The sequence below is a fragment of the Salinarimonas soli genome (genome assembly GCF_008386575.1).
Lineage (GTDB): Bacteria > Pseudomonadota > Alphaproteobacteria > Rhizobiales > Beijerinckiaceae > Salinarimonas_A > Salinarimonas_A soli.
Genome location: NZ_VUOA01000052.1, coordinates 1 through 20,837, shown reverse-complemented (window position 1 = coordinate 20,837; position 20,837 = coordinate 1). Strand labels below are relative to the sequence as shown.

General features: G+C 67.2%; 22 protein-coding genes and 2 riboswitches. Of the genes, 10 read left to right on the top strand and 12 right to left on the bottom strand.

The window, feature by feature from the left end; all coding sequences use genetic code 11:
* The first annotated feature begins 17 nt into the window (after positions 1–17).
* Entirely contained in the window at positions 18–218 is a 201-nt protein-coding gene (locus F0L46_RS24400; RefSeq protein WP_149822227.1) for a hypothetical protein, read from the top strand.
* 95 nt (positions 219–313) lie between these two features.
* On the opposite strand, the gene F0L46_RS26400 is transcribed toward F0L46_RS24400, so the two are convergent.
* From F0L46_RS26400 to F0L46_RS24355, 10 genes are all read right to left on the bottom strand, one after another.
* A complete protein-coding gene (locus F0L46_RS26400; protein WP_188312131.1) occupies positions 314–451 on the bottom strand; it encodes a hypothetical protein in 138 nt (45 codons plus the stop codon).
* A gap of 409 nt (positions 452–860) precedes the next feature.
* Positions 861–2,432 carry an aminomethyl-transferring glycine dehydrogenase subunit GcvPB gene (gene gcvPB / locus F0L46_RS24395; RefSeq protein ID WP_149822226.1) on the bottom strand — a complete coding sequence of 524 codons (1,572 nt, stop codon included), beginning with the start codon at positions 2,430–2,432 and terminating at the stop codon, positions 861–863.
* Positions 2,432–2,779, bottom strand: coding sequence for a hypothetical protein (locus F0L46_RS24390; protein ID WP_149822225.1), 348 nt, complete (start codon positions 2,777–2,779; stop codon positions 2,432–2,434). Before F0L46_RS24390 ends, gcvPB begins: the two co-directional genes overlap by 1 nt.
* A complete protein-coding gene (gene gcvPA / locus F0L46_RS24385) occupies positions 2,779–4,119 on the bottom strand; it encodes an aminomethyl-transferring glycine dehydrogenase subunit GcvPA (protein WP_149822224.1) in 1,341 nt (446 codons plus the stop codon). The genes F0L46_RS24390 and gcvPA overlap by 1 nt, the downstream gene beginning before the upstream one ends.
* 268 nt (positions 4,120–4,387) lie before the next feature.
* The gene (locus F0L46_RS24380; RefSeq protein WP_149822223.1) at positions 4,388–4,864 is read right to left on the bottom strand and encodes an OsmC family protein; all 477 of its coding nucleotides are present in this window, start codon (positions 4,862–4,864) and stop codon (positions 4,388–4,390) included.
* Positions 4,864–5,238 carry a glycine cleavage system protein GcvH gene (gcvH, locus tag F0L46_RS24375; RefSeq protein ID WP_149822222.1) on the bottom strand — a complete coding sequence of 125 codons (375 nt, stop codon included), beginning with the start codon at positions 5,236–5,238 and terminating at the stop codon, positions 4,864–4,866. The genes F0L46_RS24380 and gcvH overlap by 1 nt, the downstream gene beginning before the upstream one ends.
* A 23-nt stretch (positions 5,239–5,261) precedes the next feature.
* A complete protein-coding gene (gene gcvT / locus F0L46_RS24370) occupies positions 5,262–6,404 on the bottom strand; it encodes a glycine cleavage system aminomethyltransferase GcvT (RefSeq protein WP_149822221.1) in 1,143 nt (380 codons plus the stop codon).
* Between the two features lie 54 nt (positions 6,405–6,458).
* Positions 6,459–6,562: riboswitch (glycine riboswitch) on the bottom strand.
* Position 6,563: 1 nt separating this feature from the next.
* Positions 6,564–6,654, bottom strand: a riboswitch (glycine riboswitch).
* A 266-nt stretch (positions 6,655–6,920) separates the two neighbouring features.
* Positions 6,921–7,514, bottom strand: a complete 594-nt coding sequence (locus tag F0L46_RS24365; protein ID WP_149822220.1) for a hypothetical protein — start codon at positions 7,512–7,514, stop codon at positions 6,921–6,923.
* Positions 7,515–7,547: 33 nt separating this feature from the next.
* Positions 7,548–8,159, bottom strand: a complete 612-nt coding sequence (locus tag F0L46_RS24360) for a nucleotidyltransferase family protein (RefSeq protein ID WP_240540142.1) — start codon at positions 8,157–8,159, stop codon at positions 7,548–7,550.
* Positions 8,160–8,161: 2 nt separating this feature from the next.
* On the bottom strand, positions 8,162–8,674 hold the full coding sequence (locus F0L46_RS24355; protein ID WP_149822219.1) for an invasion associated locus B family protein: 513 nt from the start codon (positions 8,672–8,674) through the stop codon (positions 8,162–8,164).
* A gap of 322 nt (positions 8,675–8,996) precedes the next feature.
* Here F0L46_RS24355 and coxB point away from each other — a divergent pair, with 322 nt between their 5' ends.
* The 9 genes from coxB (at position 8,997) to uvrB (ending at position 18,601) form a co-directional block, all read left to right on the top strand.
* A complete protein-coding gene (gene coxB, locus F0L46_RS24350) occupies positions 8,997–9,851 on the top strand; it encodes a cytochrome c oxidase subunit II (RefSeq protein WP_149822218.1) in 855 nt (284 codons plus the stop codon).
* 33 nt (positions 9,852–9,884) lie between these two features.
* Positions 9,885–11,507 carry a cytochrome c oxidase subunit I gene (gene ctaD, locus F0L46_RS24345; RefSeq protein ID WP_149822217.1) on the top strand — a complete coding sequence of 541 codons (1,623 nt, stop codon included), beginning with the start codon at positions 9,885–9,887 and terminating at the stop codon, positions 11,505–11,507.
* Between the two features lie 139 nt (positions 11,508–11,646).
* Positions 11,647–12,594, top strand: coding sequence for a heme o synthase (locus F0L46_RS24340; protein ID WP_149822216.1), 948 nt, complete (start codon positions 11,647–11,649; stop codon positions 12,592–12,594).
* On the top strand, positions 12,594–12,737 hold the full coding sequence (locus F0L46_RS26395; RefSeq protein WP_188312130.1) for a cytochrome c oxidase system small membrane protein: 144 nt from the start codon (positions 12,594–12,596) through the stop codon (positions 12,735–12,737). Before F0L46_RS24340 ends, F0L46_RS26395 begins: the two co-directional genes overlap by 1 nt.
* Before the next feature lie 16 nt (positions 12,738–12,753).
* Positions 12,754–13,341 carry a cytochrome c oxidase assembly protein gene (locus tag F0L46_RS24335; protein WP_149822215.1) on the top strand — a complete coding sequence of 196 codons (588 nt, stop codon included), beginning with the start codon at positions 12,754–12,756 and terminating at the stop codon, positions 13,339–13,341.
* Positions 13,342–13,489: 148 nt separating this feature from the next.
* On the top strand, positions 13,490–14,347 hold the full coding sequence (locus F0L46_RS24330) for a cytochrome c oxidase subunit 3 (RefSeq protein ID WP_149822214.1): 858 nt from the start codon (positions 13,490–13,492) through the stop codon (positions 14,345–14,347).
* 100 nt (positions 14,348–14,447) lie between these two features.
* Complete coding sequence (locus F0L46_RS24325; protein ID WP_149822213.1) at positions 14,448–14,822, top strand: DUF983 domain-containing protein; 375 nt, start codon at positions 14,448–14,450, stop codon at positions 14,820–14,822.
* A 1-nt stretch (position 14,823) separates the two neighbouring features.
* Complete coding sequence (locus F0L46_RS24320; RefSeq protein ID WP_149822212.1) at positions 14,824–15,588, top strand: SURF1 family protein; 765 nt, start codon at positions 14,824–14,826, stop codon at positions 15,586–15,588.
* Positions 15,589–15,889: 301 nt separating this feature from the next.
* On the top strand, positions 15,890–18,601 hold the full coding sequence (uvrB, locus tag F0L46_RS24315) for an excinuclease ABC subunit UvrB (RefSeq protein WP_149822211.1): 2,712 nt from the start codon (positions 15,890–15,892) through the stop codon (positions 18,599–18,601).
* A gap of 4 nt (positions 18,602–18,605) precedes the next feature.
* Here uvrB and F0L46_RS24310 read toward each other — a convergent pair whose 3' ends face one another.
* Positions 18,606–19,274 (bottom strand): hypothetical protein, encoded by a 669-nt coding sequence (locus tag F0L46_RS24310; protein ID WP_149822210.1) that lies wholly within the window; start codon positions 19,272–19,274, stop codon positions 18,606–18,608.
* Positions 19,275–19,276: 2 nt separating this feature from the next.
* Positions 19,277–20,545: an AAA family ATPase gene (locus F0L46_RS24305; protein ID WP_149822209.1), complete on the bottom strand. Its 1,269-nt coding sequence runs from the start codon at positions 20,543–20,545 to the stop codon at positions 19,277–19,279.
* Positions 20,546–20,837 lie beyond the last annotated feature (292 nt).

The following is a 20,837-nucleotide window of genomic DNA, read 5'->3' as shown; positions in this document are numbered from 1 at the left end:
CCTTTGAGGACGGCCCCATGCCCCATCTCGACGCCTCCGCCCTCGCCAGCGACCCGGACGGCCTCGCCGCCCTCGCGGAATTCCTGCGCCCGTCCGCGCCCCCGGCGCGGCGGCCCCGCCGGATGCTGCGGCCGGTCGAGCGCCCGCGCGCCGGGCCGAGCGCCCGGGCGCTGACCGTGGCGCGGGGGCTCAAGCCGGGAACGGCGCGGCCGGGATAGGGCGGTGGAGACGTGGTGCGTGCTTCGAGACGGCCTGCCACGCAGGCCGCCTCGGCATGAGGGTCTGGAGAGCCCAGGTCGTCTAGGCCAAGCTCTCAGAAGCTGCCGAGCAGCATCATCAGGCCAATCAGCCCCAGGGTCGAGCCCACGAACCCGACGCTGGCCCCGAGCATGGACCGGCCACGAACCGGAGCGGCGGCGATCTCGAAGGCAGTCGCGGTCGGGGCGGGCATGACGGGTCCTTATGGCAGCGCCGGGTGGGAGAACCGACGCCGGACGATGTCCCGGGATCGGTGAGGCCTGTCATAAACGCGCCACGATTAAAACTTGTTTCATCCCAAATTGCGGCAGGGGTCGGGTGGCGTAACGCTTTGGGGAACATGGTAAACGAGGGGTTAAGGCCGGCCGGGCCGTGCCTTAATCGGAAGAGGCAGCCCTTCTTCGTCGTCGCCGGGCGGGGCACGCCTGAGGGCCGATAGGGGGAGGCTGCCAGAGGCCCTGGACGGGCACAGGGCGTCGCTTCGCGACAACAAGTTGCGCGGGATCCCCTTCTTGGCACGCAAGCGTGCTTCCCTTCCGCCCTGACGGGCTCCGGCCGGGGATGACAGGGGGTTACCCCTCATCCCCGGAGCCATGCCCTCCCTACTCCGCGGCCTCCTGCACGGGCGCCGGCGGCGTCCAGCGCAGCACCGGCGAGCGGGCGGCGCGGGTTTCGTCGAGGCGGCGGCGCGGGGCGTGGTAGGGGGCGCCGACGAAGCGGTCCCGGTCCCCCGCCTTCGCCGCCATGGCGAGGTCGCGCAGCGTCGCGATGAAGAGGTCGAGCGAGGCCTTGGACTCGGACTCGGTCGGCTCGATCAGCATCGCGCCGTGGACCACGAGGGGGAAGTACACCGTCATCGGGTGGTAGCCCTCGTCGATCATCGCCTTGGCGAAGTCCAGCGTGGTGACGCCCGTGTCCTTCAGCCAGGTGTCGTCGAACAGCACCTCGTGCATGCAGGGCTTGTCGCCGAAGGGCTGGGACATGAGGTCGGCGAGGCCGGCGCGGATGTAGTTCGCGTTGAGCACCGCGTCCTCGGAGGCCCGGCGCATGCCGTCCGAGCCGTGGGACAGCATGTAGGACAGGGCCCGCACATACATGCCCATCTGGCCGTGGAAGGCGGTGACGCGCCCGAAAGGCTGCGCCTCGCCGGCCTCGTCCGCATGCTCCACCAGCTCCAGCCCGCTCGCGCCCTGGCGCACGAAGGGCACCGGAGCGAAGGGGGCGAGGCGCTCGGAGAGCACCACCGGACCCGCGCCCGGCCCGCCGCCGCCGTGGGGCGTCGAGAAGGTCTTGTGCAGGTTGATGTGCATGGCGTCGATGCCGAGATCCCCCGGCCGCGCCTTGCCGACGATCGCGTTGAAGTTGGCGCCGTCGCAGTAGAAGTAGCCGCCCGCGTCGTGGAGCGCCCGGGCGATCTCGACGATCTGCGGCTCGAACAGGCCGCAGGTGTTGGGGTTGGTAAGCATGATGGCCGCGACGTCGGGGCCGAGCGCCGCCTTCACGTCCTCCACATGCACCCAGCCGTCCTCGCGGGCCGGCACCGCCTTGACCTGGAAGCCGATGAGGGCGGCCGTGGCCGGGTTCGTGCCGTGGGCCGAGTCGGGCACCAGCACGGTGCGGCGCGAGGCGCCCTCCCCCTTGGCCTCAATGGCGGCCTTGATCGCCATCATGCCGGCAAGCTCGCCATGGGCGCCCGCCTTCGGCGAGAGCGCCACGGCCTGCGTGCCCGTCAGGGTCATGAGGTAGCGGGCGAGCTCCTGCATCAGCTCCAGGGCGCCCTGCACGGTGGAGACCGGCTGGAGCGGGTGCACGTCGCCGAAGCCGGGGAGGCGCGCCATGCGCTCGTTGAGGCGCGGGTTGTGCTTCATCGTGCACGAGCCCAGCGGGAAGAGGCCCGAATCGATGCCGTAGTTCTTCTGCGAGAGGCGCACGTAATGGCGCATGGCCTCGGGCTCGGACAGGCCCGGCAGGCCGATCTCGCCCGTCCGCTCCATGCCCCCGAGGCGCGGCGCGAAGGCCTCGGGCTCGTCGATGTCGACGCCCGTGGTCTCGTAGCGGCCGATCTCGAACAGCAGGGGCTCGACCTGCGCGAGCGCCTTGTTGCCGGTGAAGGTGGGGTGGGCGTTGTCGCTCGCCTGGCCGGCGGCGGTGGGGCGTCCCTGGCGGTTCAGCATCACAACTTACCTCTAAGCGCGTGGGCGATGTTGATCACATGACCGGCGGTCGGGATGTCGAAGGCGATTCCATTTCGCTCCGGCTTTAATCCGCCACGGGGTGACTTTTGGAATTCGCTAAGATTACTATTCCAGTAGGAGTAGCCCTCGACCCCGGATATGACCTCACCATGGGAGAAATAACGGGGATCAACCACAACGCTCTTCTTCTGTGTCTTTTTGACGTAGATGATTTCGCCGATCCTGCGTCGGTATCCTAGGAGCTTGGCAGAGTCCGTTACGAGGCTGAAACCCGCTTTACACAGCTCTGCATCGAGGTCCGGATGAGGATGCGATGCCGCAGTCATCACAGGACCTCCTTCAGGCCGGCGACCAGGGCCGCGCGGTCGTCATCGGTGTTGATTTCGGTGGACGCCACGAGGAGAAGGTCGTCGAGACCCGCGCCGGGCGAGAGGCGCGACACGGGCACGCCGGCGAGAACGCCGCGCTCCGCCAGCGCCTCGACGACCTCGGCGGCGGGCCTCGACAGGCGCACCGTGAACTCGTTGAAGAAGGCGCCGTTCAGCACCTCCACACCTTTCACGCCCGCCAGCATGTCCGCGAGCTTCACGGCGTTGGCGTGGTTCACGCGGGCGAGCCGGGTGAGGCCCGCCTGGCCGAGCAGCGTCATGTGGATCGTGAAGGCCAGGCAGCAAAGGCCTGAATTCGTGCAGATATTCGACGTCGCCTTGTCGCGGCGGATATGCTGCTCGCGGGTGGACAGGGTGAGCACGAAGCCGCGCTCGCCGTTGGCGTCCACGGTCTCGCCGCACAGGCGGCCCGGCATCTGGCGGATGTATTTCTGACGCGTGGCGAAGAGGCCGACGTAAGGCCCGCCGAAATTGAGCCCGTTGCCGATGGACTGGCCCTCGCCCACCACGATGTCGGCGCCCATGTGGCCAGGCGGCGTGACGAGGCCGAGCGACATCACCTCGGTGAACACCGCGATGAGCAGCGCGCCGTGCTTGTGCGCGGCCTCGGCGATGGCGGTCAGGTCGCGGAGATTGCCGAACACGTCGGGGGTCTGGACGACGACGCAGGAGGTCTCGCCGTCGATCCGGCCGATGATGTCCTCGTCGGCCATGACGTCGGCGGGCATGGCCACCACAGCGTCGCCCGACATCCGCGACAGGGTCTGCACGACCTCGGCGTAATGCGGGTGCAGGCCGCCCGAGAGCACCGCCTTGCGGCGCTTGGTGACGCGATGCGCCATGAGCACCGCCTCGCCCGTGCCCGTGGAGCCGTCATACATGGAGGCGTTCGCCACCTCCATGCCGGTGAGCGCCGCGACCTGGGTCTGGAACTCGAAGAGATATTGCAGGGTGCCCTGCGCGATCTCGGGCTGGTAGGGCGTGTAGCTCGTGAGGAACTCCGAGCGCTGGATCACGTGGTCGACGGTGGCGGGCACGTGGTGCTTGTAGGCGCCGGCGCCCACGAAGAACGGCACGGAGCCTGCCGCCACGTTGCGCCCCGCCATGCGGGAGAGGATGCGCTCCACCTCCATCTCGCTCTTGCGGCGGGGCAGGTCGACGGGGCCGTCGAGGAGCATGGCCTTGGGCACGTCGGCGAAGAGCGCGTCGATGTCGGCCACGCCGATCCGGGCGAGCATCTCGCCGCGATCGGTGTCGGACAGGGGCAGGTAGCGCATGGGCGTTGCCTTTGGTGAGAGAAGCATGTCGAGAAGCCGACCCCTGTCATCCCCGGCCGGAGGCGGCTCGTCCGCCGGAGGGGAAGGGGATCCAGCACGTCAGTTGTCGCGAAGCGACGCCTTCTGCCCGTCCAGGGCCCTTGGCGGGCCTGACGAGCCGCTTCGCGGCATCATCGCTTGCGCTGGATCCCCTTCCCCTCCAGCAGCTGACGCTGCTTCCGGCCGGGGATGACAGGGGGAGCGCGGACGGCATGTCGTGCCCCTCGGCTCAGTGACCGTCGATGCCCGCCACCACGATCTCCGTGATCACGGAATTCGCGATGAAGCATTCCCGGTGGGCGAGGTGGTGCAGGTCCGCGAGCGCCGCCGCGTCGGGCTGGCGCTCGCCGGAGAAGGTGATCCGGGGGTCGAGGACGATGCGGGAGATGAAGAGGCGGCCCGCGGCGTTCGGCGTCATGAACCCCGTCGCCTCGTCCTCGTAGGCGTCGACCACGAAGCGGCGCTTCGAGGCGACATGCAGGAAGGTGAGCATGTGGCAGCTCGCGGCGGAGGCCACGAAGGCCTCCTCCGGGTCGACCGCGTCCTCGCGCGAGAAGGGCAGCGGCACGACGTGGGGCGAGGGCGAGCCCGGGACGGTGATCCCGCCGTCGAAGGCCCAGGCATGCGCGCGGCTGTAGCGGCTGTCCGTGAAGACGGCCCCCGCCTCGCGCGCCCAGCGGATCGTGGCCCGGTGCCCGTGCGCCATCAGGAGATCGACTTCAGGTAGGTCTGGTACTCGTCCTCGCCCATGAGGGCGTCGAGCTCGGACGGGTCGCTGAGGCGGATCTTCAGGAACCAGCCGTTGCCGGCGGGGTCCTCGTTCACGGCGCCGGGCGCGCCCTCGAGCGCCGAGTTCACCTCCACGACCTCGCCCGAGACGGGAGCGTAGACCTCGCTCGCGGCCTTGACGCTCTCGACCACGGCCGCCTCGCCGCCCTTGGCCACGGCCTTGCCGATTGCGGGGAGCTCCACATAGACCACGTCGCCGAGCTGGCTCTGGGCGTAGTCCGTGATGCCCACCGTGCCGGTGTCGCCCTCGACGCGGATATATTCGTGGTCCTTGGTGTAGCGGACGGTCATGGTCACCCCCTGGGAATGGTTGGTCAGCGCTTGTAGCGGTGCGGCGCGAAGGGCATCGACGCGATCTTCGCGGGCATGGGCTTGCCGCGCACGATGAGCAGCACCTCGTTGCCGACCGCCGCGTTCTCGCGGGCGACGTAGCCCATGGCGACGGGGCCGTTGACGGTGGGCCCGAAGCCGCCCGAGGTCACGACCCCGATCTCGCGGCCGTCCGGCGTCGTGATCGTCGCGCCCTCGCGGGCCGGGGCCCGGCCCTCGGGACGGATGCCGACGCGCACCCGGGCGGACCCGTCCTTGATCTCGGCCTGGACGCGCGCCGCGCCGGGGAAGCCCCCCTCCTCGCGGCGGCGCTTCTGGATCGACCAGGTGAGCCCCGCCTCGACCGGCGAGGTGAGCGTGTCGATATCGTGGCCGTAGAGGCACAAGCCCGCCTCGAGGCGAAGCGAGTCGCGGGCGCCGAGGCCGATGGGCTTCACGGCCCCGTCGGCGAGGAGCGCGCGCCACAGGGCCACGGCGTCCGTGTCCTTCACCGAGATCTCGAACCCGTCCTCGCCCGTGTAGCCGGAGCGCGAGACGTGGACGCGGCAGCCCGCCATCTCGAACCAGCCCGTCTGCATGAAGGTGAGGTCGGCCGCCGCGCAGCCCATCCGCCGCACGACGCCTTCGGCCGCCGGGCCCTGGAGGGCGAGCAGCGCCCGGTCGTCGCCGCGCACCAGCCGCACGCCCTCGGGGAGCCGCGCCCCGATATGGGCGTAGTCGGGCTCCTTGCCGCCCGCGTTGACCACGAGATAGAGGTGGCCGGCCTCCTCAGGGGTCGCGGGCCGGGTGATCATCAGGTCGTCGAGGATGCCGCCGTCGTCGGCGAGGAGCTGCGAATAGCGCTGCTGGCCGGGCTTCAGGTTGAGCACGTCGCAGGGCACGAGGGCCTCCAGCGCGCGGGCCACGGTCTCGTGGTCGGGGCCGGCGAGCGCCGCCTGGCCCATATGCGAGACGTCGAAGAGGCCCGCATGCTCGCGGGTCCACAGATGCTCGGTGAGGATGCCCGTGGGGTACTGGACCGGCATGTCGTAGCCCGCGAAGGGCACCATGCGGGCACCGAGCGCCACGTGCTCGGCGTGAAGCGGGGTGGTGTGCAGCGTTTCGCCGGCAAGAGCGGGTTCGGCCATCGGGTCCTCCGGACAGACGCGCGTTTCCTCGAGCCCTGCGGCCCGCTTCGCGCCCCCTCTGTCCCGAGACCTGAGAGATTTCCCCCACGGGCCCGGAAGCCCCCAAGGTTACGCCCGTCGGTGGGCGACGCCGTGGGGCATCGCCGCTTTCCAGAGTGCCAGCTCCCCGCGGTCCTTTGGCCTGAGCGTTTCCGGGGCGGTTGCGCCTTCGGCGCCGGGCTCTGGGCCCGGTCTCTTCCGCGGGGATTGACGGCGGGGTGAGAGTTAGCGGGTCCCCATCCCAAGTCAACCCGAGATGCGCCCGCGCGGCGATGCGACGCCGCGACGGGGCTGCCCCCACTCTCATCCCTCGTCCTGAGGTGCCCTGCGGAGCAGGGCCTCGAAGGGCGCTCCAGGGATCTCCGGAAGGCCGTGGCAGCGTTTTGCGTGCTTCGAGGCCCACCTGCGGTGGGCCCCTCAGCATGAGGGGGTGGGGAGCACGCCCTTCCGGACCAGCCACTCAGGACGAGGGCGAGATCACCCCCGCCGGCGCGGGCGCGGCTCGGCGGCGGAGGCGCCGCCGAGGCCCACCAGGATCTCGAAGTTCTCGCCGATGCGCGCGGGCACCACGATCCCCTCCTCCACCACGGTGAAGGTGCCCTGGGTGTCGCCGCTGGGCACGGAGACGGGCACGCGCCGGGCGCGCTGGGCGAGCACCTGCGAGCCGCTGCGCACGACGATCCGCACGGGGGCGTCGAAGCGCCCGCCCGTGCCGCCCGCCGGGCCCATGAGGACGCGGCCCTCGACGCCCACCCGCACGAGGACCGAGCCGTCGGCCTGGACGGTGCACTCGCGGGCGAGGTTGCCGAGGCTGATCTGGTGACGCAGGCCCTCGTAGTCGCCCGTGCGCCCGCCCGCATAGGACTGGAGCGCCGCGCCGCCCTCGAACACGTCGATGGCCGGGCAGTCGAACTCCGCCGCGTTCGCCGCCGCCGCGGGCGGCACCGTCGTGCCGCCATAGAAGAAGAGGTTGGAAAGGACGTTGCCGCCGGAGGAGCCGCCGGACGACCCCGACGACGTGCAGCCCGCCAAACCCGCCACCACGCCCAATGCGACCACCGCCCTGATCATGATTCTGCCCCCGACCCCATGGTTGACCGCTCTTTAAGCGTGTCCGGGCCCGCTGTCGATGGCGCCCTCGGGCCAGGGGAGCACCGTCAGCTCCGGCCACAGGGCCTTCACCCTCGCGCCCTTGCGGGCATGCGACTCGCGGTTGGCGATGGCGGGGTTCGGCCGCACCACGAGGCCGAAGAGATCGTCGAGGCCGAACGGGGCCGCGACGTCGAGCCGCCCGTCCGCCTCCAGCCGCACGCCCACCGCGTGGACCACCGAGGCGTAGCGGACGAGCGAGTCGTCGGCCGCTGCCAGGGGCGGATAGGGGACGCCGAACCGCGCCTCGAACCAGAGATGGACCCGCGCCTGGTTGCGCGCCTGCACCGGCCCGACGCCGCCCCTGGTCGCCTCGGCGACCCGCCCGATCACCCGGTCCTCCGCCTCCCAGGATGGGTCGGGATCGAAATAGATCACGTCGTAGTCCTGGATGCCGTAGCCCCGCGGACGTCCGGTGAGGCTGTTCCAGACCGTCTGGTAGAGGCAGCCCGCGACGACGCGCCATTGCGGCAGGCCGAGCCCGCGCAACGCCTCGAGCAGCGCCATGAGCCCGGGATCGGCGCGCAGGATCGCCTCCAGGCGGCGCGCGGGCGCGTCCCCGGACACGCCTATTTCGGCAGGCTCTCGAAGGCCTGGTTGAAGCCGGACAGCGAGACCGGGATGCCGATCCCCTCCTCCGGGGTCTGGAAGACGATGAAGGTGGCCTGCTGGCCCGTGCGCATCTGGTCGCCGAGCTTCTCGTCGATCACGGCCTCGGCGATGCAGCCGGTGTTGATGCAGCGCATGAAGGCGGCGCGGCCGATGTCGGTCTGGTCGATGCGAAGGCCTAAGCCCGAGGGCAGCAGGACGCCGAGCGGCGCCACCACGCGCAGGAGCTGGCTCTTCTTGTCCGCCGTGCGCAGGGCGATGACGAGGAGCGTCATGTTGGGCCGGTCCTCGGCCACGATGTTCTGGTAGACGGCGCATTGCTCGGCCTGGGCGCCGGCCGGCGTCTCGCACCGGATCTGCCAGTCGCCGAAGGTGTTCTTCACCACGCCCTGCGCCTGCGCGCCGGGCGCTGCGCCGCAGAGCCCCAGCGCGAGCGCCGCGCCGCCGATCCAATGCGCGAACCGAGCCGCCATCCCGTCGTCCTCTTCGCGGGCGGCGCCCGCCGCCCGGGCGCCCGATCCCTCAAGACCCGGTGGGACCATGGGGCAGGCCCCCTGTCAAGCGAGGCAGGCCGCCGCGATCGGGTGCGGAACGGGGCCGTCCCGTGCGGATTTCGGCGCGCCGCGGGGCGTCAGGGAAGTTATGACGCACTAAAGTGCGACGCCGGGGGCGTTGCGCTCGTGCCCGCATTGTGATTTTTGACGCTCATCAATGGCACACCGCACCGACCTCGCCACGCGCGACACGGCCCAGGCCGCATCGCCGCAGGCCGGGTCTCACAGGAATGGACGGATCATGCGGATCGATTGGGCAGGTTCTCGCTCGGCGCTCAGCCTCGCTGTCGCCGCGCTCACGCTGGGCTCCGGAGGCGCGGCCCTCGCGCAGACGGGCCAGCCGGCGCCCTGGCAGATGAACTTTCAGACGCCGGTGACGAACATCGCGCAGCAGGTGGTCTCCTTCCACAACCTGCTGCTCTGGCTCATCACCTTCATCTCCGTCTTCGTGCTCTTCCTGCTCGTCTATGTGTGCTGGAAGTTCAACGAGAAGGCGAATCCCGTCCCGTCCAAGACCACCCACCACACCTGGATCGAGGTGGCCTGGACCGTGATCCCCGTGCTCATCCTGGTCGGCATCTCGATCCCCTCGTTCCGCATCCTGCGCGAGCAGCTCACGGTGCCGAAGGGCGACGTGGTCCTCAAGGCCACGGGCCACGCCTGGTACTGGTCCTACGAGTACCCGGCCGACCAGGGCGGCATCCGCTTCGAGTCGAACATGGTGCCCACCGAGGACCTGAAGCCCGGCCAGCCCCGCCTGCTCTCGGTCGACAACGAGGTGGTGGTGCCCGTGAACAAGATCATCCGGGTCCAGATCACCGCCGCCGACGTCCTGCACAACTTCGCGGTGCCCTCCTTCGGCATCCGCCTCGACGCCGTCCCGGGCCGCCTCAACGAGACCTGGTTCAAGGCCGAGCGCGAGGGCGTCTATTACGGCCAGTGCTCGGAGCTGTGCGGCAACGGCCACCCCTATATGCCGATCCAGGTCCGCGTCGTGAACGACGCCCAGTACGCGGCCTGGCTCGAGGAAGCCAAGAAGAAGTTCGCATCGGTCGACGGCAGCGGCAGCGCCAAGCTCGCCGACGCCGCCCGCTGATCCGCCGATAATAAACACGAAGGTCACCCTCCCATGGCCACCATCTCGCATGCCGCTCACGCGGACGCACACGACCACGGCACCCCGACGGGGTGGCGCCGGTGGATCTACTCCACCAACCACAAGGACATCGGCACGATGTACCTGATCTTCGCGTTCACCGCGGGTCTGGTCGGCGCCGCCCTGTCCATCGGCATCCGCCTCGAGCTCCAGCAGCCCGGCCTCCAGTGGTTCTCGAACCCGCAGGCCTACAACGTGTTCGTCACGGGCCACGGCCTCATCATGGTGTTCTTCATGGTGATGCCGGCGCTGATCGGCGGCTTCGGCAACTGGTTCGTGCCCCTCATGATCGGCGCGCCCGACATGGCGTTCCCGCGCATGAACAACATCTCGTTCTGGCTCACGGTCTCGGCCTTCGGGCTCCTCGTGCTGTCCCTCTTCGTCGAGGGCGCGCCGGGCTCGCTCGGCTTCGGCGGCGGCTGGACCGTCTATCCGCCGCTCTCCACGATCGGCCACCCGGGTCCCGCCCTCGACTTCGCGATCCTGGCGCTCCACCTCGCGGGCGCGGCCTCGATCCTCGGCGCGATCAACTTCATCACCACCATCCTCAACATGCGCGCCCCGGGCATGACGCTGCACAAGATGCCGCTCTTCGCCTGGTCGATGCTCGTCACCGCCTTCCTGCTGCTCCTGTCGCTCCCGGTGCTCGCCGGCGCGATCACGATGCTGCTCACCGACCGCAACTTCGGGACGACCTTCTTCGATCCGGCCGGCGGCGGCGACCCGGTCCTGTACCAGCACCTCTTCTGGTTCTTCGGCCACCCGGAGGTGTACATCATGATCCTGCCGGCCTTCGGCATCGTGAGCCACATCGTCTCGACCTTCTCCAAGAAGCCCATCTTCGGCTATCTCGGCATGGTCTACGCGATGGTCGCCATCGGCGTCGTCGGCTTCGTCGTGTGGGCGCACCACATGTACACGGTCGGCCTCTCGCTCCAGACGCAGGCCTATTTCGTGTTCGCCACCATGGTGATCGCGGTGCCGACGGGCGTGAAGATCTTCTCCTGGATCGCGACCATGTGGGGCGGCTCGATCCGCTTCACCGCCGCGATGCAGTGGGCCGTGGGCTTCATCTTCCTGTTCACGGTGGGCGGCGTCACGGGCGTGGTGCTGGCGAACGCCGGCGTCGACCGCTCGCTGCACGACACCTATTACGTGGTGGCCCACTTCCACTACGTGCTGTCGCTCGGCGCCGTGTTCATCATCTTCGCGGGCATCTACTACTGGTTCCCGAAGATGACGGGCTACGTGATCCCGGACTGGATCGGCAAGGTGCACTTCTGGATCGCCTTCATCGGCGCCAACGTGCTGTTCTTCCCGATGCACTTCCTCGGGCTGGCCGGCATGCCGCGCCGTTACGCCGACTACCCCGACGCCTTCGCGGGCTGGAACCTGGTCTCCTCGATCGGCTCCTACATCTTCGCGCTGGGCCTCGTGGTGTTCGTCTACGGCGTGGTGACCGCGTTCGTCCGCAAGGAGCGCGCCGCCGACAACCCGTGGGGCGAGGGTGCGACGACCCTGGAGTGGACCCTTCCCTCCCCGCCGCCCTTCCACCAGTTCGAGACCCTGCCGCGCATCGCGGACACGCACCACTGATCCCCGGACGGGCGGTCCCTCGGGCCGCCCGCTCCTTCCCCGAGCGCCTCCCCGTCAGGCGTTCCGGCAAGGAGCCTCGAACCCGGCGTCCAGCTCCCCCGTGAGCCAGGCGACGCCTTGAGAGAGCCTAAGGCAGCACATGACCTCGATCACCGACACCTTCGCCCCGGCCACGGACGCCCGCTACTCGCCGGGCGAGGTGGGCGACTTCGTCGCCCTCCTCAAGCCCCGGGTAATGTTCCTCGTGGTGTTCACCGCGCTGGTGGGCATGACCGTGGTGCACAACGCCGTCTCGCCCGTGATCGCGGCGATCGCGCTCCTGTGCATCGCGGTGGGCGGCGGCGCCTCGGGCGCGCTCAACATGTGGTGGGACCGGGACATCGACGCCGTGATGACCCGCACGGCCCGCAGGCCCATCCCCGCCGGGCGCGTGGAGGCGGGCGAGGCGCTCGCCTTCGGGCTCACCCTGTCGGTGGGCTCCGTCATCGTGCTGGGCCTCGCCACGAACTGGCTCGCCGCCGCGCTGCTCGCCTTCACGATCTTCTTCTACGCCGTGATCTACTCGATGTGGCTGAAGCGCTCGACGCCGCAGAACATCGTGATCGGCGGCGCGGCGGGCGCCCTGCCGCCCATGGTGGCGGACGCCGCCGTCACGGGCACGCTCGGCATCGAGTCCCTCGTGCTCTTCGCCATCATCTTCCTGTGGACGCCGCCGCACTTCTGGGCGCTCGCCCTCGTGAAGTCCGGCGACTATGCCCGGGCCGGCGTCCCCATGCTCCCCAACGTGGCGGGCCCGGACGCGACGCGCCTCCAGATCTGGCTCTACACCCTGGTTCTCGTGCCGGTCGGCGTCCTGCCGGCGGTGCTGGGCTTCGGCGGCGCGGCCTACGCGGTCGTATCGGTGGTGTCGGGGCTCGGCATGCTGGCGCTCGCCTGGCGGGTCTACCGGGTGCGCACCGGGGACGCGGCGATGAAGAGCGCGCAGCAGCTCTTCGGCTTCTCGATCCTCTACCTCTTCCTGCTCTTCGCCGTGCTGCTCGCCGAGAGCGCGCTGGGCCTTCGCCTCGCCCTGCCGGTGCTCGGCTGATGGCCGACCTCACGCCCGAGGAGCAGAAGCGCCGGCGCTCGCGCTCGATCGCGATCGCCCTGGCGCTGGCGGGCCTCGTCGCCCTGTTCTACATCCTCACCATCGCCAAGATGGGACCCCAGGTCCTGCAGCGGGCGATCTGACCCGCCGGAGCCCCCGATGACAGCCACGCCCGAACAGGCCCGCTCCATCCGCCGCACGGCCATCGCCTGCACGGCGCTCGTCGCCGGCATGGTGGGCGCGGCCTACGCCTCCGTGCCGCTCTACGACCTGTTCTGCCGCGTCACGGGCTTCGAGGGCACGCCCATGATCGCCAAGGCGCCCTCGGCCCGGACGCTCGACCGCACCATCACGGTGCGCTTCGACGCCAACGTCAACGGCCTGCCCTGGCGCTTCTCGGCCGAGAGCCCGACCGTCGAGGCGAAGCTCGGCGAAACCATGACGGTGATGTACAAGGTCGAGAACATCGGCTCGCAGGCCACCACCGGCATCGCCTCGTTCAACGTCCAGCCGGCTCTGTCCGGCGCCTATTTCAACAAGATCCAGTGCTTCTGCTTCACCGAGCAGACGCTCCAGCCGGGCGAGGCGATGGAATCGGCCGTGGTGTTCTTCGTCGATCCCGCGATCGCCGAGGATCCCAACACCCGCGACCTCACCTCGATCACGCTCTCCTACACCTATTTCCCGGTCAAGGGCGCCAAGCCCGTCGCCACGTCCGCCGTGGCGACGGGGGCGGTCACCCGCTGATCGGAGCATGGCGCGCGTGCGCGAAAGCGGCTAAGGGGTGAGGCGCGGCGGGTGCGGGAGCCCGCGGCCCGCGCCTAGCCGGACGGATAGACCAGACCCGCCGGGGCCACCCCGGCCGCAACGAGACGAGAAGGCACCGGAGAAGACCATGGCCGACGCCAACGCCAAACGGCATGACTACCACCTTGTCGATCCGAGCCCCTGGCCGTTCATCGGCTCGCTCAGCGCCTTTGTGATGGCGGTCGGCTTCATCACCTTCGTGCGCGGCATGGAGATCGCGGGCCTCAAGCTCGGCCCCTATCTCCTGGGCGCCGGCGTGCTCGGCGTGCTCTACACCATGCTCAGCTGGTGGACGGACGTGGTCCGCGAGGCCACCTACGAGGGCCACCACACCCGCGTGGTGCAGCTCCACCACCGCTACGGCATGATCATGTTCATCGCCTCCGAGGTGATGTTCTTCGTGGCGTGGTTCTGGGCCTATTTCGAGGCGGCCCTCTATCCCAACGACCCGATCCAGTTCACCCGCACCGAGCTGACCGGCGGCCTGTGGCCCCCGAAGGGCATCGAGACCTTCGACCCCTGGCACCTGCCGCTCTTCGGCACCCTCGTGCTGCTGACCTCCGGCACCACCGTCACCTGGGCCCACCACGCCCTCATCGAGAACGACCGCCAGGGCGTGAAGTGGGGCCTGTGGCTCACCATCGCGCTCGGCGCCCTGTTCACGGTCTGCCAGGTCTACGAGTACAGCCACGCGGCCTTCAAGTTCTCGGGCCACATCTACGGCGCCACCTTCTACATGGCGACGGGCTTCCACGGCGCCCACGTGGTGATCGGCACGATCTTCCTCGCGGTCTGCCTCTACCGGGTCTATCTCGGCCACTTCACCCCCAAGCACCATCTCGGTTTCGAGTTCGCCGCCTGGTACTGGCACTTCGTCGACGTGGTGTGGCTGTTCCTCTTCGCCGCGATCTACATCTACAGCGCCCCCACCGGCGCCACCCACTAACGATCCCGGACCACGGATCCCATATGAGGGGCGGCGCGAGCCGCCCCTCTCGCGTTTCGGGTCCCGAAAACCCCTGCCGCGGTACCGACGGGAGATCCCCTTGGCCGATCACGTTCACCCGACGCATTCCCCCTACTCGGCCGCCCTCAAGGGCCGCTGCCCCCGCTGCGGCGAGGGCCGGCTGTTCAAGGGCTTCCTGTCCGTGCGCCCCCGCTGCGAGGTGTGCGACCTCGACTTCGCCTTCGCGGATTCCGGCGACGGCCCCGCGATCTTCATCATGTTCATCGTCGGCTTCGTGGTCTGCGGCCTCGCCCTGTGGACGGAGTTCAACTACGAGCCGCCCATGTGGCTCCACATGGCCCTGTGGCTCCCGCTCACCGCCATCCTGTGCCTCGCCCTCGCCCGGCCCATGAAGTCGATGATGATCGCCGCCCAGTATCACAACCGGGCCGAGGAAGGCCGCCTGGAGCGTTAGGATGCGCTGGCGCTCCCTTCTCCTCCCGGGCCTCGTCGCGCTCGCGGCGCTCGCCGTCCTTCTCGGCCTCGGCACCTGGCAACTCGAGCGGCTCGCCTGGAAGAACGACCTCCTCGCCCGCATCGAGGCCCGCGCCTATGGCGAGCCGGGCGCCATCCCGCCCGAATCCGCCTGGGACCGCTTCTCGCCCGAGGAGGACGAGTACCGCCGCGTCCGGCTCACGGGCACGTTCCTGCACGACCGCGAGACCGCCGTGCACGGCCTCATGTCGGCAAGCCGCGGCCAGCCCGTCCAGGGCTACTACATCCTGACGCCCCTGCGCCTGCCCGACGGCGCGATCGTCGTCGTCAACCGCGGCTTCGTCCCCACCGAGCGGCGCGATCCCGCCACCCGGCCCGAGGGCCAGATCCCCGGCGAGACCAGTGTCACCGGCCTCCTGCGCCGCCCCGAGGAGCGCACCGCCTTCGTGCCCGAGAACGCCCCCGCCCGCGAGGACTGGTTCACCCGCGACCCCGCCGCCATCGCCGCCGCCCGGGGCCTCGCCCGCGTCGCCCCCTTCATCGTCGACGCCGACGCCGCCCCCGTCCCGGGCGGACTGCCCCGCGGCGGCCAGACGGTGCTGCGCCTCGTCAACAACCACCTGCAATACGCGCTCACCTGGTACGGCATCGCCCTCACCCTCCTCGGCGTCTTCGCCGCCTTCGCCTGGCGCCGCCTGAGGGGCGCCGACGACGCGCCACCGCAGGCCGAGCGCCGGGGGGCCTGACGGGGCTCGGTCGACGAGGCGGGTTCCTCCGGCCGAGCACCGCCTGTCATCCCCGGCCGGAGGCGGCTTGTCCGCCGGAGGGGAAGGGGATCCAGCGCTATGATGTTGCCGCGAAGCGGCTCACCTTGGCCCGCGAAGGACCCTGGACGGGCATAATGCGTCGCTACGCGACATGAAGATGCGCTGGATCCCCTTCCCCTCCGCGCGACAAGCGCGCTCCGGCCGGGGATGACCCGTGAGCCCTCCCCCCGCGACCCCGCACACCCTTCCCCGAATCCCGCCCCGTCCCCATATTCGGTTCATGGCCCGTTCTCCCAAGACCCCCCGCCTCTCCACCGGAAAGGCGTCGAAGCCCGAGCTGAAACCGCTCGACCCCTATCTGGCCGAGCTGCTGAACCCCGCCATCAACCGGGAGCGGGAGGAGCGCGAGGGCTTCGCCGAGCGGCCGCAGGAGACCTATGCCCATGGCGACGTCACCGACGTCGACCCGGCGCTCGCCAAGGCGCTCAACCTCAAGGGCCCCGACGACGGCCCCGACATCGAGGACGATCCCGACGGCTCGCTGGCCGCCGCCGGCGTCTCGGCCACCGTCGAGGCGCTCACAAAACTCCTCACCGAGGGCGATCCCCGCTTTCGCGACGGCAAGACCTGGACGCCGCACCGGCCGCCCCGCCCGGAGAAGTCGGAAGGCGGCATCCGCTTCACCATGAAGTCGGACTTCCAGCCCGCCGGCGACCAGCCCGCCGCCATCAAGGAGCTCGTGGAGGGCGTGAGCCGGGCCGAGCGCGACCAGGTGCTGCTGGGCGTCACGGGCTCGGGAAAAACCTTCACGATGGCGAAGGTGATCGAGGCGACGCAGCGCCCCGCCCTCATCCTCGCCCCCAACAAGACGCTCGCCGCCCAGCTCTACGGCGAGTTCAAGAGCTTCTTCCCCGACAATGCGGTGGAGTACTTCGTCTCCTACTACGACTATTACCAGCCCGAGGCCTATGTCGCCCGCTCGGACACCTTCATCGAGAAGGAATCGTCCATCAACGAGGCCATCGACCGGATGCGCCACGCGGCGACGCGCGCGCTGATCGAGCGCGACGACGTCATCATCGTCGCCTCCGTGTCCTGCATCTACGGCATCGGCTCGGTCGAGACCTACACGGCCATGACCTTCACCGTGAAGGTGGGGGAGCGCATCGAGCAGCGCCAGCTCATCGCCGACCTCGTGGCCCTGCAATACAAGCGCACGCTCGGCGACTTCTCCCGCGGCACCTTCCGGGTGCGCGGCGACGTCATCGAGCTGTGGCCCGCCCACTTGGAGGACCGCGCCTGGCGCATCGGCCTGTTCGGCGACGAGGTGGAGACTATCGTCGAGTTCGACCCGCTGACGGGCAAGAAGACCAACGAGCTCCAGTTCGTGAAGGTCTACGCCAATTCCCACTACGTGACGCCCCGCCCCACGCTCCAGCAGGCCGTGAAGGGGATCAAGGACGAGTTGAAGGCCCGCGTCGTCGAGCTCTCCCGCATGGGCCGGCTCCTGGAGGCGCAACGCCTGGAGCAGCGCACCCAGTTCGACCTGGAGATGATCGAGGCCACGGGCGCCTGCAACGGCATCGAGAACTATTCGCGCTACCTCACGGGACGGCGCCCCGGCGAGCCGCCGCCGACCCTGTTCGAGTACCTGCCCGACAACGCGCTGGTCTTCGCCGACGAGAGCCACGTCACCGTGCCCCAGATCGGCGGCATGTATCGCGGCGACTTCCGGCGCAAGGCGACGCTCGCCGAATACGGCTTCCGCCTCCCCTCCTGCCTCGACAACCGCCCCTTACGCTTCGAGGAATGGGACGCCATGCGCCCCCTCTCGGTCCATGTCTCGGCGACGCCGGGCAAGTGGGAGATGGAGCAGACCGGCGGCGTCTTCGTCGAGCAGGTCATCCGCCCCACGGGCCTCGTCGACCCCGTCGTCGAGATCCGCCCCGCCCGCACCCAGGTGGACGATCTGCTGGGCGAGGTGAAGGAGATGGCGGCGCGGGGCTTCCGCACCCTCGTCACCACGCTCACCAAGCGCATGGCCGAGGACCTCACGGAGTACCTGCACGAGAACAACGTGCGGGTCCGCTACATGCACTCGGACATCGACACGATCGAGCGCATCGAGATCATCCGCGACCTGCGCTTGGGCACCTTCGACGTGCTCATCGGCATCAACCTGCTGCGCGAGGGCCTCGACATCCCGGAATGCGCGCTGGTCGCCATCCTCGACGCCGACAAGGAGGGATTTCTGCGCTCCGAGACGTCGCTGATCCAGACCATCGGCCGCGCCGCCCGCAACGTGGAGGGCCGCTGCATCCTCTATGCCGACCAGATGACGGGCTCCATGACCCGGGCGCTCGCCGAGACCGCGCGGCGCCGCGAGAAGCAGCTCGCCTACAACGCCGAGCACGGCATCACCCCGACCACCGTGCGCAAGAACATCGGCGACATCCTGGAGAGCGTCTACGAGCGCGACCACGTCACGGTGGACACGGGGCTGTCCGCCCCCGACCGGACGGTGGGCCACAACCTCAAGACCGTCATCGCCGACCTCGAGAAGCGCATGCGCGAGGCCGCCGCCAACCTGGAGTTCGAGGAGGCCGCGCGCCTGCGCGACGAGCTCAAGCGCCTCCAGGCCACCGAGCTCGTGCTCGCCGACGACCCGCTCGCCCGCCAGTCCGACGTGGAACGCGACGCCGGCCGCTACGGCGGCGGCCGCAAATACGGCGCCTCCGCCAACCTCCCCCCCGCCGAGGGCCGCACCCGGACCCGCGGCGGCCCGGGCGCCCCCCTCTCCGACGACGTGGGCCCGACGGGCGAAGCGGGCGTCTCCGACGAGGGCACCCGAATCAGGAAGCCGAGCCTCGACGACATGGGGCCGGGGACGGACCGGGAGGTTCCGCTCGCCGCCGGGCCGAGGCCGGCGGGGCGCAGCACGCAGGGGCTGCCGGGGCAGAAGCCGCGGTATAAGGGGAGGAAGGGGCGGTGAGATATCAAACTTTGGTTAATTTCTCAGTTAGACAATCAAGAAAAATTTTGAGACTGCGATTATATTTAGCTGCATTAGTTAATTGGTTTATCTTTCTGATACCACGCATCAAGTTAGTGTAAGTACGATAGTTTTTTTCGAGATGAATCTTTTCTTTCTGAAGAATGTGACGCAGTCGTTGTTCACAGGTATGCATATTTACTCTGTCGTTATCCGCTTTAGCCAAAATAGCGAGAAGCCAGCATTCTATTGAATGAACGCTTATGGCAAATATCAATTTATGTTCGAATTTTTCTAGTGTATTTGGATGAATTTTTGACTTGATGACATTGACTACATCGCTCACGATATCATCAACTGGGCGATGCACGCCGTTTATAGTTTTGGATACGCCAAAATTTTTCTCCTCACAAGAATCTGTGTCAATCTGTATCACTAGATAGTCATTCAGCAGAAGGGCTTCAGAAACAGCGCCCTCCAGAGCACAATATTCAAGTACCGCTTCCCACCCGCCAAACTCACCGGCGCGTGCGCGATCTGTTTCATCACGTCGCGGCTGCAACACCGACGTATATGCAGCTTCATTCGAGTGAATCCCACAAGCAACGTCGAGCAGGACCTCCAAGACTGCTTGGTCGGTCACACCTTCGGAGATGATTGCAAACGTCGGCATAGTCAGAAATTCTTCGGCAAGCCGCCAATAGCACCCCGAAGAAATGCTTCCGAGAGTTTCACAGGCGGCATGCCTTCTGGAGTTGGCGGCTTCAGAAATCGTCGAACCTCAGTCTGCCCATCCCTTGCTCTTGATATAATGAACAGTCGCTGATCGTCATCGTCAAGGTTGAGACCGTCGAGCACTGCCGGATTATGCGTCGTCAACAGAACCTGCTTGCCCGATTCGGCGGCCAACTTAACAAGTTCTTGCATCAACTGTGTGCAAAGTTTTGGGTTCAGAGACGCATCAATATTATCGATCGCGAAGAAAGTCGGAGTTAACTTGCTGGTTAACAAAGTGAAATAAAATATCAGAAACATGAAACCTTCATTTGTACTTCTCTGGTCAAAATGAATTTTTCTCTTACCGATATATTGATCTTTTACAGATATACGCCTTTGAAGCCCAATTCGGGATTCCGTTATTTCAAGATCTGCAAACCAGCCGATCATGGCAAGGGAATTTTTGATCCTAAGAAAAGCCTCACTATCATCCTTCGCCATTATGGCAAGCAACTTGAATAAGCCCTCACCATTTATACCAAGCGGCTCTATCTGGCCTTCGCGCTCGAACTCGCGAAGAGCTGAATTTTCTGGGGAAAATATCACGAAGTTGCTGAGCCACTCTCGCTGATTTACGAAAGCAGAAGAACTTTTCGCAATATACTGAGATACAATATTTTGAGTATTTAGTTCTAGCTTAAAATCAGGGATCTTACCCTTAGAATTCTTTGACATAGCCTCAATATGCGCAATCACGTGCTGCATTTTTTCTGCAATATCTTTCATAGCAACAGCAAAATTTTCATCGCCCTTAACGAGTGGAGCGACATTCTGTACTATCTCAGAAAATCTCGTAAATGCAATCTTATGATTGGGTCCATTAAGATGCAGCATAACTGTCCAGTGCGAATAGGGACTGTTATCATTCTCGAGTATATAAGAAATTGGCTCTTCATTTAAGAGAGAAACCGTAACAGTTATCGGGGCATTTTTATCAGAGCCCTTGAACATCGGACGCATAAACTGCGGCTCCGTTAATCTGATTCCACGCGAAGCAAGAAATTCATTGTCGAGTTTCTCTGCACTTGCAGCGCCAGCAAGTGCGATAGCCTCAAGGACGTTACTTTTTCCTGCACCGTTCTCGCCGACAAACACGTTTATACGGCCGAGAGCAATCTCGACATCCTTGATTGACTTGTAATCTTCAATCTTGATTTTTTCGATCACGTACTGTGTCCTGGCTCGATTGGACTTGACCTGGATTCCCCAGCTGGCGGCTACTTAGGTGTGTAACACGCGGGAGCGCCGCTGCTCTCCCCCTCTGCATCAACGGTCGGTCGCTGACTGGGTCTCACCTCCTATAACATCCATCCCTAACAACTTCCGAAACGGGAGACAATTCGCGGCGGCACCAATAGGCGCCCGCCTTGACATTCCTATACACCTGTTTTATGTCCTACCTCGCATCACCCGTCGAGGGGCGCTGTCGCGAGGCGTCGTGCGGTGGGGTGGGGTGCGG